The organism is Paenibacillus agaridevorans (assembly GCF_018604145.1).
Lineage (GTDB): Bacteria > Bacillota > Bacilli > Paenibacillales > Paenibacillaceae > Pristimantibacillus > Pristimantibacillus agaridevorans.
In genome coordinates this window covers 6,126,195-6,142,500 of sequence record NZ_CP075889.1, presented here as the reverse complement: position 1 = coordinate 6,142,500, position 16,306 = coordinate 6,126,195, and the positions used below count along the sequence as shown (strand labels likewise).

General features: G+C 52.4%; 12 protein-coding genes, 6 tRNA genes and 1 rRNA gene (1 of these 19 running past the window's edge). 18 read left to right on the top strand and 1 reads right to left on the bottom strand.

The annotated features are described in order from the left end of the window. The 7 genes from KJW29_RS24595 to KJW29_RS24565 all read left to right on the top strand — a co-directional run. Positions 1 to 2,621 (top strand): 23S ribosomal RNA (locus KJW29_RS24595); it begins 312 nt to the left of the window's first position. A gap of 202 nt (positions 2,622 to 2,823) precedes the next feature. After that, positions 2,824 to 2,900: transfer RNA gene (locus KJW29_RS24590), tRNA-Met, on the top strand. A 3-nt stretch (positions 2,901 to 2,903) separates the two neighbouring features. After that, a tRNA-Val gene (locus KJW29_RS24585) sits at positions 2,904 to 2,979 on the top strand. A gap of 10 nt (positions 2,980 to 2,989) precedes the next feature. Beyond that, positions 2,990 to 3,066: transfer RNA gene (locus KJW29_RS24580), tRNA-Asp, on the top strand. A gap of 23 nt (positions 3,067 to 3,089) precedes the next feature. Next, a tRNA-Phe gene (locus KJW29_RS24575) sits at positions 3,090 to 3,165 on the top strand. Between the two features lie 16 nt (positions 3,166 to 3,181). Next, a tRNA-Tyr gene (locus KJW29_RS24570) sits at positions 3,182 to 3,265 on the top strand. Between the two features lie 12 nt (positions 3,266 to 3,277). Beyond that, positions 3,278 to 3,353 (top strand) — tRNA-Lys (locus tag KJW29_RS24565). Positions 3,354 to 3,975: 622 nt separating this feature from the next. On the opposite strand, the gene ssuE is transcribed toward KJW29_RS24565, so the two are convergent. Next, a complete protein-coding gene (gene ssuE, locus KJW29_RS24560; RefSeq protein WP_214626616.1) occupies positions 3,976 to 4,536 on the bottom strand; it encodes an NADPH-dependent FMN reductase in 561 nt (186 codons plus the stop codon). A 167-nt stretch (positions 4,537 to 4,703) separates the two neighbouring features. Between ssuE and KJW29_RS24555 the strand changes: the two genes are divergently transcribed. From KJW29_RS24555 to hisD, 11 genes are all read left to right on the top strand, one after another. After that, positions 4,704 to 5,849, top strand: a complete 1,146-nt coding sequence (locus KJW29_RS24555) for a PucR family transcriptional regulator (RefSeq protein ID WP_214626615.1) — start codon at positions 4,704 to 4,706, stop codon at positions 5,847 to 5,849. 90 nt (positions 5,850 to 5,939) lie between these two features. Next, positions 5,940 to 7,061 carry an ABC transporter ATP-binding protein gene (locus KJW29_RS24550; protein ID WP_214626614.1) on the top strand — a complete coding sequence of 374 codons (1,122 nt, stop codon included), beginning with the start codon at positions 5,940 to 5,942 and terminating at the stop codon, positions 7,059 to 7,061. Between the two features lie 141 nt (positions 7,062 to 7,202). Next, positions 7,203 to 7,760 (top strand): sigma-70 family RNA polymerase sigma factor, encoded by a 558-nt coding sequence (locus tag KJW29_RS24545; protein ID WP_214626613.1) that lies wholly within the window; start codon positions 7,203 to 7,205, stop codon positions 7,758 to 7,760. Then, a complete protein-coding gene (locus KJW29_RS24540; protein WP_214626612.1) occupies positions 7,735 to 9,207 on the top strand; it encodes a DUF4179 domain-containing protein in 1,473 nt (490 codons plus the stop codon). The genes KJW29_RS24545 and KJW29_RS24540 overlap by 26 nt, the downstream gene beginning before the upstream one ends. A gap of 122 nt (positions 9,208 to 9,329) precedes the next feature. Further along, positions 9,330 to 10,268, top strand: coding sequence for an HPr(Ser) kinase/phosphatase (hprK, locus tag KJW29_RS24535; RefSeq protein ID WP_087571741.1), 939 nt, complete (start codon positions 9,330 to 9,332; stop codon positions 10,266 to 10,268). A 104-nt stretch (positions 10,269 to 10,372) separates the two neighbouring features. Next, positions 10,373 to 11,464: a prolipoprotein diacylglyceryl transferase gene (gene lgt / locus KJW29_RS24530; RefSeq protein WP_214626611.1), complete on the top strand. Its 1,092-nt coding sequence runs from the start codon at positions 10,373 to 10,375 to the stop codon at positions 11,462 to 11,464. A gap of 24 nt (positions 11,465 to 11,488) precedes the next feature. Continuing rightward, on the top strand, positions 11,489 to 12,166 hold the full coding sequence (gene ppaX, locus KJW29_RS24525; protein ID WP_214626610.1) for a pyrophosphatase PpaX: 678 nt from the start codon (positions 11,489 to 11,491) through the stop codon (positions 12,164 to 12,166). Then, the gene (locus tag KJW29_RS24520; RefSeq protein ID WP_214626609.1) at positions 12,153 to 12,674 is read left to right on the top strand and encodes an acyltransferase; all 522 of its coding nucleotides are present in this window, start codon (positions 12,153 to 12,155) and stop codon (positions 12,672 to 12,674) included. Before ppaX ends, KJW29_RS24520 begins: the two co-directional genes overlap by 14 nt. Before the next feature lie 253 nt (positions 12,675 to 12,927). Further along, a complete protein-coding gene (locus KJW29_RS24515; protein WP_214626608.1) occupies positions 12,928 to 14,187 on the top strand; it encodes an ATP phosphoribosyltransferase regulatory subunit in 1,260 nt (419 codons plus the stop codon). Continuing rightward, positions 14,188 to 14,832, top strand: coding sequence for an ATP phosphoribosyltransferase (hisG, locus tag KJW29_RS24510; protein ID WP_214626607.1), 645 nt, complete (start codon positions 14,188 to 14,190; stop codon positions 14,830 to 14,832). 53 nt (positions 14,833 to 14,885) lie between these two features. Further along, positions 14,886 to 16,181, top strand: coding sequence for a histidinol dehydrogenase (gene hisD, locus KJW29_RS24505; RefSeq protein WP_214626606.1), 1,296 nt, complete (start codon positions 14,886 to 14,888; stop codon positions 16,179 to 16,181). The last annotated feature ends 125 nt before the right edge of the window (positions 16,182 to 16,306 follow it).

Below are 16,306 nucleotides of genomic sequence, written 5' to 3'. Positions count from 1 at the left end.
ACATGGAGTTACAAAGGAATGGATTAGGCGAAGAGGTCTGGAAAGGCCCGCCATAGCAGGTAAAAGCCCTGTAACCAAAAGTCCATTCTCTCCGAGGTGTATCCTGAGTACGGCGGGACACGTGAAACCCCGTCGGAATCCGGCAGGACCATCTGCCAAGGCTAAATACTCCCTGGTGACCGATAGTGAAGCAGTACCGTGAGGGAAAGGTGAAAAGCACCGCGGGAGCGGAGTGAAAAAGAACCTGAAACCGTGCGCTTACAAGAAGTCAGAGCCCGATCAATGGGTGATGGCGTGCCTTTTGTAGAATGAACCGGCGAGTTACGATTACGTGCAAGGTTAAGGTGGAAAGCCGGAGCCGCAGCGAAAGCGAGTCTGAATAGGGCGATTTGAGTACGTGGTCGTAGACCCGAAACCGTGTGATCTACCCCTGTCCAGGGTGAAGGTGCGGTAACACGCACTGGAGGCCCGAACCCACGCACGTTGAAAAGTGCGGGGATGAGGTGGGGGTAGCGGAGAAATTCCAATCGAACTCGGAGATAGCTGGTTCTCCCCGAAATAGCTTTAGGGCTAGCCTCGGTTATGAGTGTCGTGGAGGTAGAGCACTGATTGGGTGCGGGGCCCGCCAAGGGTTACCAAGTCTAGTCAAACTCCGAATGCCATTGACATGCTTACCGGGAGTCAGACAGTGAGTGCTAAGATCCATTGTCAAGAGGGAAACAGCCCAGATCATCAGCTAAGGTCCCCAAGTGTGTGTTAAGTGGGAAAGGATGTGGAGTTGCACAGACAACCAGGATGTTGGCTTAGAAGCAGCCACCATTTAAAGAGTGCGTAATAGCTCACTGGTCGAGTGACTCTGCGCCGAAAATGTAACGGGGCTAAACACACCACCGAAGCTATGACATTGCAGCTTGCTGCATTGGGTAGGGGAGCGTTGAATACGGATTGAAGTTGGACCGTGAGGACTGGTGGACTGTATTCAAGTGAGAATGCCGGTATGAGTAACGAAAAGACAAGTGAGAATCTTGTCCGCCGAAAGCCTAAGGGTTCCTGAGGAAGGCTCGTCCACTCAGGGTAAGTCGGGACCTAACGCGAGGCCGAAAGGCGTAGTGGAAGGACAACAGGTTGAAATTCCTGTACCACCGTAAGCCGTTATGAGCAATGGGGTGACACAGAAGGGCAGTGACGCGGGCTGATGGAATAGCCCGTCCAAGCAGTGAGGCTGACTTGTAGGCAAATCCGCAAGTCGTTAGGCTGGGCTGTGATGGGGAGCGAAAATTGCAGTAGCGAAGGTCATGTACTCCGGCTGTCAAGAAAAGCCTCTAGCCAGGTGATGGTGCCCGTACCGCAAACCGACACAGGTAGGCGAGCAGAGCATGCTAAGGCGCGCGGAAGAACTCTCGTTAAGGAACTCGGCAAAATGACCCCGTAACTTCGGGAGAAGGGGTGCCTCGGTAGGGTGAATAGCCCGAGGGGGCCGCAGTGAAAAGGCCCAATCGACTGTTTAGCAAAAACACAGGTCTGTGCGAAGCCGTAAGGCGAAGTATACGGGCTGACGCCTGCCCGGTGCTGGAAGGTTAAGGGGAGCGGTTAGGGGCAACCCGAAGCTGTGAACCGAAGCCCCAGTAAACGGCGGCCGTAACTATAACGGTCCTAAGGTAGCGAAATTCCTTGTCAGGTAAATTCTGACCCGCACGAATGGCGTAACGAATTGGGCGCTGTCTCAACGAGAGATCCGGTGAAATTTTAATACCTGTGAAGATGCAGGTTACCCGCGACAAGACGGAAAGACCCCATGGAGCTTTACTGCAGCTTGATATTGGACTTTGGTACGATCTGTACAGGATAGGTGGGAGCCTTTGAAGCCGGAGCGCCAGCTTCGGTGGAGGCGCCGTTGGGATACCACCCTGATCGTATCGGAGTTCTAACCTGGTACCGTGAATCCGGTACGGGGACCGTGTCAGGCGGGCAGTTTGACTGGGGCGGTCGCCTCCTAAAATGTAACGGAGGCGCCCAAAGGTTCCCTCAGAATGGTTGGAAATCATTCGAAGAGTGCAAAGGCATAAGGGAGCTTGACTGCGAGACCTACAAGTCGAGCAGGGACGAAAGTCGGGCTTAGTGATCCGGTGGTACCGAATGGAAGGGCCATCGCTCAACGGATAAAAGCTACCCTGGGGATAACAGGCTTATCTCCCCCAAGAGTCCACATCGACGGGGAGGTTTGGCACCTCGATGTCGGCTCATCGCATCCTGGGGCTGAAGTAGGTCCCAAGGGTTGGGCTGTTCGCCCATTAAAGCGGTACGCGAGCTGGGTTCAGAACGTCGTGAGACAGTTCGGTCCCTATCTGTCGCGGGCGTAGGAAATTTGAGAGGAGCTGTCCTTAGTACGAGAGGACCGGGATGGACGTACCGCTGGTGTACCAGTTGTTCCGCCAGGAGCACCGCTGGGTAGCCAAGTACGGACGGGATAAGCGCTGAAAGCATCTAAGCGTGAAGCCCCCCTCAAGATGAGATTTCCCAGTATGTAAGACCCCTTGAAGACGACGAGGTTGATAGGTTCGGGGTGGAAGCACAGCAATGTGTGGAGCTGACGAATACTAATCGGTCGAGGGCTTATCCTAATCGCTTATTTGGTCATACAGCCGGTAAGCAAGCTAAAGATTCAGCACACTTTCGTATCCAGTTTTCAGGGCGCAATCCGGTTGTTCAGGTGGACAAGCTCCATCTCAAACAACAGATTTGCACATGACATTTGGCGATGTCATTGCCTGACCTTGTAAGCGACCCCGAGCGCTGCAAGAGACACAATTCGGGGAAACATGTGGCGGTGTAGCTCAGCTGGCTAGAGCGTACGGTTCATACCCGTGAGGTCGGGGGTTCGATCCCCTTCGCCGCTACCATATGGAGGATTAGCTCAGCTGGGAGAGCATCTGCCTTACAAGCAGAGGGTCGGCGGTTCGATCCCGTCATCCTCCACCATTCAATTCCTGGAGCTGTGGTGTAGAGGCCTAACATGCCTGCCTGTCACGCAGGAGACCGCGGGTTCGAATCCCGTCAGCTCCGCCATTTCTTTATAACTTAGCAAGTAAGGCTCGGTAGCTCAGTCGGTAGAGCAGAGGACTGAAAATCCTCGTGTCGGCGGTTCGATTCCGTCCCGAGCCACCATTAGGATTTATAACGTGGAGGATTAGCGAAGTGGCCAAACGCGGGAGACTGTAAATCTCTTCCTTCGGGTTCGGTGGTTCGAATCCATCATCCTCCACCAGTTCCTTAACAGGAGCCATTAGCTCAGTTGGTAGAGCACCTGACTTTTAATCAGGGTGTCGAAGGTTCGAGTCCTTCATGGCTCACCAGTTTTTATTACTAATTAACCAGACAAGAGGCGATGCCTCTTTTTTTGTTGTATGGAAATGACGCAATATGGCGATTTCTACATGCAGCTTATATTAGCTTATAAATCTAACGGACATCAACGACATTATGTGCCCGTATTTTGACTTCTAACCAATCTAGCGGACAGGAGGCTGTCGATTCATTGTGGACGGCAGCGCAGTGAAGTAAAGGCTGATCGTAACGGACACCACAGTCGCTATTTCGCAAAAATGGGGCCTGTTCAAATGGTAACGGACACAGACGACCTTACTTCCGTCAAAATCGCATAGAATGGGCGGAAATGCACCAAATAGCGTCATCTAAGTCCGTTAGATTTTCAATATCGCGAAAATGCTGCAAATAGAGGCGCAGAGGTCCGTTAGCGAAAGAAGAACGTTTCAGCTCCGTTACTCACAATGAATGAATCGACAGCCTCAGGAGAAAAGCTATTTGTTCATGATGAAGATAACAGGCGCTCGGAAGATGCCAATATTTTTTCCTATGTCCGTTAAGCGCTGAGTGACGGATGTCTACACGGATTTTCTTACATGAAAAGGGCCGACGCATTTCATCATGCGTCGGCCCTTTTATTATCGCCACGTACTATTTATTAAACGCCGCTCTCATACGCAATTCTGCATCGAGCTCCTTTACCGTCTCTTGAAGACGTCCTTGCAGCTCGGCGCCGAGCTCGAATTTGGTTTCGACTGAGCCGTCTTGAATGCGTGTCACCAGTTCGTCTGTCGCATAGACGCCACGAACGAAGTGTCTTGCTCCCATGGAAGACAGGACCGGTTTTAATGAATAATCGATGCTCAATAAGTGAGCAAGCGTACCGCCGATGAAGAGAGGGGCAACAAGTTTGCCTTCCAGCCCTTTCTGCGGGAGCAGGTCGATATAAGCTTTCAATACGCCAGTGTAGGAAGCTTTGTATACTGGGCTGGCAATGATGACGGCATCCGCCTCTTCGACGATCCGGTTGGCCTCTACAATGGAGGCGCTGCCGAATCTGGCATGGACAAGATCATCAGCAGGCAGAGATACTACGGTTATCGTATTAGTCGTGTGACCAAGGGATTCTATTTCCTTACGGGCGTAATCGATGATGCCGTTGAGACGGGAAGTTGCATTGGGACTACCGGAAATGATTGCGATTGTGGACATAGAACAGTTCTCCTTCGTGGCTGGGGCATATATTGCCCCCAGGAATCGTTTGGCAGTAGAGTATCATGAATCGGGAGTAGGGTCAAACGGATGCTAATTAATATTCATCGCAGGGTTATGGTACAATGATAAAAAAGCGTCTATTCATGGAGAGTGGAGATTAAGTAATGAGCAAGACAGACTGGTTGATGCCGCTGCAGCACATTCTGAATAGCCCTATTCAATTGAAAACGAGAACGGTCCAGGAATGGGAAACGTTCGTACAAGAAGCCGATGTAAAGTGGCAGCCCGATAAGAGCGAAGCACTTGCCCCCGGTACAAGAATCGAAAAGGCAGAGTCGTCGACCTGGTTTATTGCAGGAAGGCAGAAACAGGAGCTGTCCGTGCTTGAAATCGCGGACACTTCGTTGACGACGAAGGAAAAGGATCTGATCAGTTGGACGCTTTACATGACGGTGCGCAACCCGCCCGCGAAGCCGAATGCTAACATTAGCGATTCGGAACGGTTCGCCGAGCGGTTAAGCGAATGGCTCCAGCAGCAGCTGGACTCCGATGAACCGGCTTATTCCTTGCCCGATCATCTCACAGTGGGCAGCCGATTGTATTACGACATGATTCCTTTCCTTCTAATAACGGAGCAGACAACGACCACGAAGGCGGCGGCTTACACCGAGCTTGAGAAACTTCTCAAGTCGTTTTTGTCGGAGGATATTCTGCTTATTCCGCTCAAGAGTCAGGAATGGTTGATCTGGGGACCGATGGCATTGCTCAGAGATGAGGATGCCGAACCTTATGATGCGACAGAAGAGGAATCGATGGAGGATAGTCTTGCTTCCATTACATCCGGTCTGCATGAGATGTTGGCAAGCGAGTGGCTGGGCGAGTGTCATCTGGCCGTCGGGCTTCCAGTAACACCGTCCAAAGGAATGGTAGAGGTGACGATGCTGCTGCGCGAAACGATCAATCTCGGACGGAAATTCCATGTGGGGACGAATATTCATCTTCCATGGATGCTGCAGCTCGAAAGGCTGTTGAACACGATTCCGGAGAGCTATCGCGCGAAGTACCTGGAGCAATCGCTGAAGCGTGCCGATCTATTTGTGGAGCCGGAGATGCTGGCTACGCTGGAGACGTTTTTCTCATTGGATTGCAATGTCAGCGAGACGGCGAAGAGGCTTTATATTCACCGGAACACGCTTTTATATCGGCTGGACAAGCTCAAGCAGGAGACGGGGCTTGATGTTCGGCAGTTTAGAGATGCCGTGCTTGTTAAGATCATTTTGCTATTGTACAAAGTTACGAAAAGGAATTAGTTTTTTTGTAAAGTATGTGCATAGTCATCTGCCCGTCTGTGGGATAAGATAGATGCATATCGAAATTCTTTTCTTAGGGGGAAATTGATCATGGCAGGCGTACGCTTAGAAGGCATTTACAAAAAATATCCGGGTTCCGATAAAGCATCTGTAACCGACGTAAATCTTGATATCAAGGACAAAGAATTCTTGGTATTGGTAGGACCATCCGGTTGCGGTAAATCGACGACGCTTCGTATGATCGCAGGTCTTGAAGAAATCTCGGAAGGTAAATTGTTCATCGGCGACCGTCTCGTGAACGACGTAGCTCCTAAAGATCGCGACATCGCGATGGTATTCCAATCCTACGCCTTGTACCCGCATATGAACGTGTACCAAAATATGGCGTTCGGTCTGAAACTTCGTAAATTCAAAAAAGCAGACATCGACAAACGCGTTCGTGAAGCTGCTAAAATTCTTGATATCGAGCATTTGCTCGACCGTAAACCAAAAGCTCTCTCCGGCGGTCAACGTCAGCGTGTTGCCTTGGGCCGCGCAATCGTTCGTGAACCGCAAGTATTCTTGATGGATGAGCCGCTCTCCAACTTGGACGCCAAACTTCGTGGCCAAATGCGCGCGGAGATCAGCAAGCTGACTAAACGTCTGGAAACAACAACGATCTACGTTACGCATGACCAGATCGAAGCCATGACAATGGGCGATCGCATCGTCGTTATGAAAGACGGCTTCATTCAACAAACGGCTTCCCCAGAGGAACTGTACAACCATCCGGTTAACATTTTCGTTGCAGGTTTCATCGGAGCTCCTTCCATGAACTTCATTACGGGCACTCTGAGCGAGCAAGGCGGCGCGGTTAAGTTCAAAGCTTCCGGCGTAGACGTAGTTGTACCAGAAGGCAAAGCAGCAACGCTTCGTTCCAAAGGCTTTATCGGCAAAGAAGTCATCCTTGGCATTCGTCCTGAGGACATCCACGAAGAGCCTGTGTTCCTGGAAGCTTCCCCTGGCACGATCGTAAACGCGAACGTAGAGGTAGCCGAGAACCTTGGTCACGAAATGTATCTGTACCTGAACGGTATCGGCAACGATACAGTAATCGCTCGTGTAGACGGCCGTTCTGCAATCCGTGACGGTGCAAGCGTAAAGCTGGCTCTGGACATGAACAAAGTTCACCTCTTCGACAAAGAGTCCGAACTGAACATTTTCGAAAGCTAATTCTAATCCCCCTTATAATAGAGAACCTTAGGCATAAGCCTGAGGTTCTTTTATTTTTTCGGAGGGGAAAACCGTTTGCTTTCCTAAAGAGTCTAATACTTAACGGGAAAGAGTCGAGAGAGGTTGTCGAGGAGGGATGTCGTGCAAGAGAATGAGGATTCAACGCATGTCCAAGGGCTGAAGAATTGGAGCCAAGAAACGCTGCTGGCACGAATTCAGTCGGAAAAGGACAAAATGTACGGCATTGCTTTTGCTTACTTGCGTAATGAGGATGACGCGCTGGAAGCCATACAGGAAACGGTGTGCCGCGTTTGGAGCAAAAGAAAAAGCTTGAAAGACAGTAGATATTTCACAACTTGGATGATTCGAATTTTAATAAACGTCTGTATGGACGAAAGGAAAAAAAGAAAGCGGGAAATGCCTTCGGATTCGGCAATAAAAGATGTTGCAGGCCCTGGTCAAGAATCGATCGAACGTCTCGGTATAGAGGAGCAGTTGGCAAAGCTGCTTCCCCATTACAAAATGGTGATTGTATTAAAGTATTACAGGGACATGACCATTACGCAAATCGCAGAAATGATGGAGAAACCGGATGGAACAATACGTACATGGCTTCACAAAGCACTGAAGCAATTAAGAGCGGAAATCGGCGAAAGGGAGGGGGGGATTCGGCATGAGCGATTGGCTGAAGAAGGATAGAGCGTCGGAAGAGGAAAAGTGCTCGGACGATACTGGAATCGATGAAAGGGATACAGAACAAGCAGACCGAGAGGTGGTTGCCGTCTTATTAAAGGATGCGGATCTGGTGAGACAGAGCATCCAATTAAGCGAGAAGTCTTTGTTAACTTCGAAGCTGGATCAGGCATTGGTTTACGGGATGGAACAAGGGCGCAGGAGAAGCACACGGCAGCGCGGGAAGCGAATGAGCCTTCAGCTAAGCGCCGCAGTCCTTGCGATGTTGTTTGTATTAACGGCTTTTGTACGAATCTCTCCTGGCTTCGCTGCTATAGTCAAAGATATACCCGGTTTTGCCGGATTTGTGGAGTTGGTAAGCTACGATGGTTCCTTGCAATCGGCGATCGACAACGAATACATTCAGGTCGTGGGCAAGTCCGACGAACGGAATGGATATACATTTACGGTGAACGGCGTTATAGCGGATGCACAGCGGGTTGTGTTGTTGTATACGGCTGAAGGGCCGGGGATTAGTGAGGAGGATACACCGTCTCTGTCCTATGAGCTCAAAAATGAGAACGGCGGAAATGTGGTGGCCTCAATCGGCTCTGCTCATTATTTTCGGGAAAAGGATAATAAGGACAGTGTTGTACAGGATTATCTGGACATTATGATGGCGCCTGGCGAACCCGTGCCGCACGAAATACAGTTTAAGCTGGAGTTAGGCGGCGAATGGCTGGAGGTGCAGGTTCCGATCGACCATAGCCGATTCGATGAGATGACCGAAGTCATTGACTTGAATCAGACGATCGAGGTTGAGGGGCAGCGGATCGAGATCAAGAAAGCCGTTATAACGCCGCTGCAGGTGTCGATTACGTTTGAAAGTGCATCCGGAAATGAGAAAAGGCTGAACGACTTTATCGATCTGGAGCTCGTGGATGAACGAGGTCGAAGCTATCAGACGAAATCGGGAATGGGGGATCTCGACACGAAGATCGTCCGTCATTTCCAAAGTTCGTACTTCCAGAAGCCGGAGACTTTAACGTTGAAGGCGAAAGGATTGCTGATGTCCGATCGCGGAATGAAGGTTGTAATCGATACGGAGCAAGGGAAGCTGCTAGAGGCGCCTGATGGACGGTTGAAGCTTGGCGAGGCAAGGCAGTCAAGTGAAGCGATAGATCTGTCGTTTGAATTGTCGCAGGCGGATGATCCACAGACGGTTATGAGAGATATTCTTTTATTTGGTTTTAACGGCGTTGTGCGAGATGCCGAAGGAACTGCCTATTCGATCACACGAGGAACAAGCTATGGCACCAACGGTACGACGGTTTCACGGTTCGGAGCAGGTGACAGGCATCGAGTAACCTATTATTATAATATCCCGAACGAAGAGTATGTTCAGCCTTTGACTATCGAGATCGAACAATATCTCGGTCATGCTTTTAAGGAAATTGCGATTCCCATCAAATAAGAAGAAGACGCCGCGCGGCGGAAACGTTGCGTTTGGCGTCTTTTTGCATTACGATGAAGACATTGGAAATACACATACATAACGCCCTATCACATAGCTGCTTTAAGAAGGAGGCCGAACCATTGGCTAAGAAAGTGAAAGTATCCGAGCTGGTCCGCCATTTCCAGATGGAAATATTGGCGGGCGAAGACGGTTTGAAGCGCAACATTACAGTGGATGATCTGTATCGACCAGGGCTTGAGATGGCCGGCTACTTCCATTATCATCCCGTGGAGCGCGTGCAGCTGCTTGGCAAGACTGAAATTTCGTTCCTTAGCATGCTCGACAGCGAGGAACGCAAGAACAGAATGATTCGGTTATGTAATGAAGAGACGCCATGTATTATTCTGACCAGGGGATTGGATGCGCCGCAGGAGCTGATTGACCAGTCGAATGAAACGAATATCCCCGTGCTGCGCAGCAATATCGCCACGACGATTCTGACAAGCCGCATTACGGATTTCCTTGAGCGCAAACTTGCTCCGACAGCCACGATTCATGGCGTTTTGGTAGATGTGTATGGCGTAGGCATGCTGATTACCGGCGGCAGCGGAATCGGCAAGAGCGAGACGGCGCTTGAGCTGGTGAAACGCAGCCATCGCCTTGTCGCGGATGATGCGGTCGAGATCCGACAAACTTCGGACGGTCAGCTGCATGGCTCGGCGCCTGAGCTCATTCGGCATTTGTTAGAGATTCGCGGTCTTGGCATTATTAACGTCATGACGTTGTTTGGAGCGGGTGCCGTTCGTTCGCAGAAGCGGATCGGCCTGGTTATCAAGCTGGAGAACTGGCAACAGGACAAACAATACGATAGGCTGGGGTTGGACGAGGAGACGACTCGGATTATCGACACCGACGTAACTCTGGTGACGATACCTGTTCGCCCGGGGCGTAACCTTGCCGTTATTATCGAAGTGGCTGCGATGAACTTCCGACTGAAACGGATGGGCTACAACGCCGCGCTGCAATTCACGAACAAGCTGACAGAGACAATCGCCGACGACATGGACGACTATGATTGATTGAAGGAGGGCGCTGGCGCTTCCCCAACGGGACCGTCAGCTCTCTCGGGAAGGCAAGGCGGCAATTCAATTCACTAAAGGTAGAAAAGGGGAAATTGAAAACGATGAGCATGCTTGCGATTGATCCTGTCGTATTCACACTCGGGCCGCTGTCGGTTCGCTGGTACGGCATCATTTTGGGACTAGCTGCATTGGCGGGGCTTCTGCTCGCGGTGCGCGAGGGCAAACGGTTCGGCATCAAGCCGGATTTCTTTATGGACTTGCTGTTGATTGGCGCTCCGTCGGCTATTATTGCAGCGAGAATTTATTATGTGGCGTTTATGTGGGAAGATTATAAGGACAACCCGCTCGATATTTTCAAAATATGGGAGGGCGGCATCGCTATTTACGGCGCGATTATCGGCGCCTTTATTTGCGGCATTGTTTACTCCAGGTACAAGGGCTACAGCTTCTGGCGCATCGTTGATATTTGCGTACCGGCTCTGTTAATTGGCCAGATGATCGGCCGCTGGGGCAACTTTATGAACCAAGAAGCTTACGGCGGACCGGTCAGCGAGGAATTTCTGCGCAACACGCTGCACATTCCTTCCTTCATCGTAAACCATATGTTCATTGTGGATTCCGCTATTCCGGAAGGCGCATTCCGCCATCCCGCATTTTTGTACGAATCGCTGTGGAGTCTGGTGGGACTGGGTATTCTGTTCATCCTGCGCCGTCAGAAGTTCCTGCGCGCCGGCGAGCTTATGGCCGCTTACTTTATCTGGTATTCCATCGGCCGTTTCTTTATTGAGGCGCTTCGCATAGACAGTCTGGCATTTATCGGACCGAAGTGGGTCGCAGACTTCATTAATGCACTATGGACGCCAATGACTGGAGTGTTCGATCAAGGGTATCTGGATCCGGCTTACGGCAATATTAGAATTTCGCAAATGTTGGCGCTGCTGTTGATCGTCGCTGCGATCGCCTTCATTATAATTAGACGTGCAACGGGTAATGCAACTGTCAGATACCTTGATCCGATCGTCACGACCAAGCCTGAACGCAACGGTCTGATCGAAGGTGCTGGCGCTGATTCCGATAACAACGAAATCGCTGCTAAGAAAGACGAGTCAAGTGTAGTAGCCAAGCAGGCTGACCGGCAAGAGGAGTCAGAGAGCCCCATTATAACACCGGACGATACCCGCAAGGATAGTTAACAGACAGCAGGAGGTAAACAAAGCATGGAGGTAAGGAACGATATTCGCACGATGCTGTTCGATCTGGACGGTACTATATTGGATACGAACGAATTGATTATTACTTCGTTTCTGGAGGCGCTCAAGGGATCTGTGCCCGAAGGGTTCTGCCGGGACCATATTATACCGAGCATGGGGGCGCCGCTAGTCGATCAGATGAGGCGTTTCTCCGGACTAGAGGATGTCAATCATCTCGTGGATGCCTATCGCGAAGTTAATCTTAGGCTGCATGACGATTACGTGAAGCCGTTCGAAGCCGTGAAGGAAGTGCTCGAGAGGCTTAAGGCGAATGGCGTCAAGCTGGGTGTCGTGACGACGAAGATGAGACTGACAACGGAGCGGGGACTTAAGTTCGTCGGCATCCATTCATACATGGACGTCGTTATCACGATCGATGATGTTGCGAATGCAAAGCCGCATCCCGAGCCGGTGCTCAAGGCGTTGGAGTTGCTTGGAGCCGATCCGGCGACAGCGCTGATGCTTGGAGACAGCACGGTTGACATGGGGGCGGCGTCGGCCGCCGGTGTTCTTCCGGTTGGTGTGGCATGGTCGATGAAAGGCGGACAAATTCTGCGCGATGCCGGAGCCGCTTATGTCATCGACGACATGCGGGAGCTGTACGCCTTCGCCGGATTGGAGCGGGAGATCCTTGCGGAACGTTGACCGGCATTCCGTGGACGGCCCTAACGCGCTGTGGCAGGTATATAAAACGGTCAGCCGCGCGAAAGCCGTCCGCAATTTTATCGCGATCCAATTGGCTCGTTATTGCCCTGAATTATCGTGGAAAAATTGGATTTACCGCAAGGTGCTCGGGATGAAGGTAGGCGAGCATACCGCCTTCGCGCTCATGGTGATGGTGGATGTATTTTTCCCCGAACGGATTACAGTCGGACGCAACTCGATTATCGGCTACAACACGACGATATTGACTCATGAATATCTCATCAACGAATACCGGATCGGAGACGTCGTCATTGGCGATCACGTCATGATCGGAGCGAATTGCACCATTTTGCCCGGCGTGAGAATCGGCGATCATGCGGTTGTGTCCGCCGGTACGCTCGTACATAAGGACGTACCCGCATCCGCCTTCGTAGGAGGCAATCCGATGCGCCTCATCGAATCAAAACCATCGTCAGCCAGCAACATGGCTGGAGATGGCGAAAGCTAGACGTCCAGCAGGCTGCGCCGATTTCCGTTCGGGAGCGGGAGCAGCCAGATGGGACGTCTATTTTTTGCGCGGTTAGCTTGACGAGAGGCCGATGTGCATGCTAAGATCGATTGAAATTCTTTATTTTATTAGCAAGGTACCATATTAGCGATTTAATGTACTAAAGTGATTAAGGTGATTGATTGAGATAAATGTGAAAAACCTTTAAAGAAGCTCCTCAAAGACAATACAGCAAACCGAAGGAGACCCGGATATGTCAAAGCCAAAAATGTTCGAAAAGCCAATCGGCGTCAAGGATTATTTGCCAGATGCAGTCAAAAAGCTGCGCCATATCGAGCGCGAGGCGCTCGCATGCATGGAGAGGTGGGGCTACGAACAAATCATTACTCCAACGATGGAGTTCTATGATACGGTTGGTGTTGCAAGCTCTACTTCCGATCAGAAACTATATAAGTTGCTCAACAATAGAGGCACGACGCTGGTGCTGAGATCCGAGATGACCGCGCCGATCGCCCGCGTTGTATCGTCGCTTCTCAAGGAGTCCAGCTTCCCGCTGCGGCTGTCTTATCATTCCAATGTATTCCGCTCCATCGAGGAGGAAGCCGGCAGGGAAGCGGAGTTTTTCCAGACGGGCGTTGAGCTCGTCGGCGATTCGTCGGCGGAGGCGGACGCCGAGGTGGTCGCGCTGGCGATTGCGTCGCTTAAGGCTCAGGGCGTGGATCGCTTCAAAATTGCAATCGGCCATGTAGGTTTCCTCAATGGCTTGCTCGGCGAAGCGCTGCAAGATCGCAAGGAGGAGCAGGAACTGCTGAAGGCTTGTTTGCTTGGCCGAGACCATGTCGGGTATCGCGAGCAGCTTGGCAAGCTGTCTCTGGAGGAACCGGTTCGCCGCGAACTGGAAAGTATTCTAAGATTGCGCGGCGGAGCCGAAATTTGCGAACAGGCGATGCAATTGCATGGAGGAGAGACCGCCAAGGACGCGATCAATCATCTATGTGAAACATGGGAAGTGCTCAAGGCGTACGACGTATGCGATCATGTTCTGATCGATCTGACGATGATCGGCGACTTCTCTTATTATACGGGCATGACGTTCGAGGGGTATGCGGCGGATCTTGGATTCCCTGTCGTTAGCGGAGGGCGTTACGACAATCTGTTATCGCAGTTCGGACGCCCGGCGCCGGCGACAGGCTTCGCGCTTAAGACTACGCGTATTCTGGAGCTGCTGGGAGCAGAGGATAATGTTGCCGAAGAGCGTACGCTGATCGTATACAACACGGCAGGGCGCAAGGATGCGTTGGCGGAAGCCCAGCGGCTTCGCGGTCAGGGAGCAGCTGTCGTGACGGAGCGGGTAGAAAGCCTGGATCGCGAGTTGACTGCCGTAGTCGCGGACAAACAAGCCGAGGTTATAGGGGATGCGGACAACGGTACAGGGGCGGCGACATTTTCGTACAAAGGCTTGCGGTATAGCGAGCTTGGCGTGTTCCTTGGCGTAGAAGGAGGCGGCGTATAGATGAACGGATTGAGTAAGGAAATATTAAAGGTCGCGATGCCTAAGGGGCGGATCTATAAGCAGGCATCCAAGCTGTTTCGGGAAGCGGGTTTGCCGATTCCGAGCGATTTTGACGATACGCGTAAGCTGATCATCGAGCTGCCGGAGGCGAATATGGAGTTCATTATGGCGAAGCCGGTCGATGTGCCGACTTACGTGGAATACGGCGTGGCGGATATCGGCATTGTTGGCAAGGACGTGCTGATGGAGGAGAACAAGGACGTCTACGAGCTGCTGGATCTCGGTATCGCGAAGTGCCGCATGTCCGTCATTGGTCTGCCGGACTGGAAGCCGACGATTCATCCGCGCGTGGCGACGAAGTATCCCAACGTGGCATCGGCGTACTTCCGCGAGCAAGGTCAGCAGGTGGAGGTTATTAAGCTGAACGGCTCCATCGAGCTGGCGCCGCTGATCGGGTTGGCCGACCGTATCGTTGATATGGTGGAGACGGGGCAGACGCTCAAGGAGAACGGCCTTGTCGAGATGGAATCCATCTTCGGCATTACGAGCCGACTGATCGCGAACCGCGTCAGCTACCGGATGAAGAACGACAGCATCCAAAGCTTATGCGACAAGCTTCATGAGGCGATTTCGGCTAAAGTTTAGAGCGGCACAGGCGAGTGGTGGAGACAAAGTTAGATGGAGGGAGCGGAAGCGGGATGCGAATTATGCGAGCCGAGCAATTCGGATTGAAACGCGAGGTGGAATACGGAACGCCCGAGCAGAATGCCAGCGCCATGAAGATCGTCGGAGACGTGAAGGCGGAGGGCGATGCTGCGCTGCTGCGGTACTCCGAGCAGTTCGACGGCGTGAAGATGGTAGCGGAAGAGCTTCGTGTGACGCGAGAGGAAATCGAAGCGGCATACAGCGATGTAGACGAGAGGTTCCTGACGGCGATTCGCGAGGCTGCCGTTAATATTAGGACGTTCCACGAGAAGCAAAAACGAAATTCGTGGATGGACTTATCATCGGACGGTACCATGCTGGGGCAGATTATGCGGCCGCTGAAGCGTGTCGGCGTCTACGTGCCCGGCGGCAAGGCGGCGTACCCTTCGTCCGTGCTGATGAACGTCATTCCGGCGCAGGTGGCCGGCGTGCCGGAGATCGTCATGGTGACGCCTCCTGCAACGGGCGGTAAAGCGGGGATCGACCCGTATATACTCGTCGCTGCCGCTGAGGCGGGCGTGCGGGAGATGTACCGGGTCGGAGGCGCTCAAGCCATCGCTGCGCTTGCGTATGGCACGGAGAGCATCGCTCCGGTCGACAAGATTACGGGACCGGGCAATATTTACGTGGCGCTGGCGAAGCGGGCGGTATTCGGCGCTGTCGATATCGACAGCATCGCCGGACCAAGCGAGATCGTCGTGCTCGCCGACGAGAATGCCGATGCGGCCTATATCGCGGCGGACCTGTTGTCGCAGGCGGAGCATGACGAGATGGCCTCGGCTGTGCTCGTAACGCCGTCCGAGGCGTTGGGGAATGCCGTGGCCGCCGAGGTAGAGCGCCAGCTGGCGACGCTGCCGCGCGCGGAGATCGCGCGGGCTTCCATCGACAGCTACGGAGCGGTGCTGCTGGTGGACTCCATCGATGAGGGCATCGCGGTCGTGAACCAGCTCGCGCCGGAGCATCTGGAGGTGCTGACGGCCGATCCCATGAAGCTGCTGGGTTACATCGAAAACGCGGGGGCGATTTTCTTGGGACCGTATAGCTCGGAGCCGGTGGGGGATTATTTTGCGGGTCCGAACCACATTATTCCGACGAACGGTACGGCGAGATTTTCGTCTCCGGTGAACGTAGACGACTTCATGAAGAAGTCGAGTCTGATCTACTATAGCAAGGAAGCGCTGCTCGCGAATGGCGACAAAATTATGACGCTCGCGCGCCACGAAGGGCTGGAAGGCCATGCCCGAGCGATCGAGATCCGTTTGGAGAAGGAAGGCGGATCGGGCGCATAGGTCGGCCCGACTGGCGAGGCAGTTTTGTCGGTGAGACCGACATAAATGTCCGGAACGGTGCGTATGAGGAGAGTTAAGTCAGTCGTTGGGACCGACTTAAAACCTCGCCGCACGTCGGATATAGA